The organism is Dysgonomonas sp. Shenzhen-Wh21, from assembly GCF_043392705.1.
GTDB lineage: Bacteria > Bacteroidota > Bacteroidia > Bacteroidales > Dysgonomonadaceae > Dysgonomonas.
In genome coordinates this window covers 1-2112 of the sequence record NZ_JAIXHZ010000203.1, presented here as the reverse complement: position 1 = coordinate 2112, position 2112 = coordinate 1, and the positions used below count along the sequence as shown (strand labels likewise).

Genomic DNA, 2112 nt, shown 5'->3' with positions numbered 1-2112 from the left:
ATGAAATTCTAAATCCGACATATATTTTTATTTTATTTGTTTTTTACCTTTCTATAAAATTCTTCCAACAGACTATTATATTGCAAGAATATATCGTTTGACACATGAGGCAATATAATTATATCGTTATATAAATTAAATAGATTACTCAATTTATCTCTTTCAACTCCTGATTTGGCACTCAGTACATCCAAAAAGTCGTCATTAATTTTCTCTGTCGACATATAGTAATTCTTCCTTATATAGTCAAGGAAGTACGCATGTCGCTTTTCGGCAATGGTTTTAAAATCTTTTTTGCGATAATATAAATTACTGATTGTACCTAGAAACTCTAATGAAGAGTTTATATGTGGTTTGATGACAGGAATAATCCGTTGAGTACGTTTCGCCCTGAAGATCACAAAGAGCAACAAACCGCCGAGTATAAGATATAATGCAATACGTAACAGAGGATTGGACAACATCGCCTTGAATATACTACTATTCGCATCAGTACCACCTTGCTTTTGATATTCGTCCCAAATAATTTTACTATTCTGTGGCAAAAAAGATAAGCATCTGAAAGCAAAATCATATTTGTTTAGTTGCAGTAGATTAACATTGGCAAAAGCTGATGGGATTGTATGCAAATAGAAATGCCCTTTTCCATATTGTACTTCTAAGAACACTGTATCTTTTTTGTTATTAAAGGCCAATGGACGTGACATCAATTTGCAACTATCTGTGTTAAGCCTTGTTTCACCGGTTATACCTGCAAAATTATATTTCTGATGCGGAGAATCTATTAAATAATAAGCTGTATCTGCTTCAAAATATCTATGCTTTGTCTTTATACCTAAAGTATCCATCAGGCTCGAAGAAAAGCTTTCTGCCGAGATGAACACATTATTCCCCAACCCAACAAAATCGAGTAAATATTGCATATCTACTTTATCCAGCGTAAACTTGGTATTGATAAATATATATGCTGTAGTATCTATTTCCGCATCAATACTTTTATACCATTCAGTAGGGTCAGAAGTCAGTTCCTCAAGCCCTTGCTCAAGTACTGTATCTACTACAAGGTCGGTATTTACTTGAGTTGTATCAGACTCTTCAGTATAGTCATATTCATCATCAGAGTCTTCATAATAACCTGAACCATACGAATCATAAGATTTGTCATAGGAAAAGTATTCTTCCATACTCTCTTTCAGGTTATTATATATTGGTGTGCGTGTAGATCGTATATTCTTTTTGTGAAAGATATCTCCAAGTAGCTCGTATGCAATATATGTTCCATATGGAGATGTCTTGGTATTTATAAATGTAGGTCTCCAATCTACCGGCTTAGGAGCTTTGGTTCGGGCATACGACAAACCAATCAATAAAAGGATAATCACCCCAATCAGAATTATTAGTTTCTTATCTTTCATGGTTTATCATTTTATTTAGGTCGCCCATACGGGAATCTACTTCAGTGAATTTACTCTCATCCAACTCGAATTCACCATACCACACATAATCAAAGATTAGTGTAGTTTCAAGAAATTTAGAGCGCAACAAGGGATTCTGCATCTCGTACTGATAGCTGTAGTTGGTCTTATGACTACTCCATTCTATAATGTCCTTATCAGACATTTGTTTCAGATTTTTCAGATATAAAAAACGGACAGCCAGACGATAATCTTTGTTTCTTAATGCATTAGATATTAATGCATCAAAATTCATTTCATGTACATTTTCTGTATAGATATCGATATCCGACTTATCTAGTTCTTTCTTACCCAATAAAGTTCTGTAATCTACTCCAATAAGTTTTAAGACAATCAAACATATTACAACTACTATGATGAGTAGCACTACAATGCTCAGTATTCCTGATTTAGCGACCGCACCAAATAAATTATTGATAAAGTTATTGATTGCCAGTAAAAATCTATCCCACCACGATAGCCCTCTTTCTTCTTTTTTATACTGAAATCGCGCATCTTTTCTATATTCCTCTATTTTGCTTTTATCGGGTATACGTATGCTTACTTTTTCTTGAATGTGTAAGGGCTTTGTTGTTGCAATAGAATCTGACTGACCAAAAAGATCTATGCACATACAAACCAAGAGCATTGTAGTGCT

The 2112-nt window shown here is 33.8% G+C and carries 2 protein-coding genes; both read right to left on the bottom strand.

Features of this window, described 5'->3' with window-relative positions:
• Positions 1–32: 32 nt before the first annotated feature.
• Complete coding sequence (locus LDB17_RS13850; RefSeq protein WP_252638096.1) at positions 33–1415, bottom strand: DUF4350 domain-containing protein; 1383 nt, start codon at positions 1413–1415, stop codon at positions 33–35.
• A partial coding sequence (locus LDB17_RS13845; protein ID WP_393925091.1) for a hypothetical protein occupies positions 1405–2112 on the bottom strand: 708 nt, incomplete at its 5' end. The genes LDB17_RS13845 and LDB17_RS13850, both read right to left, overlap by 11 nt.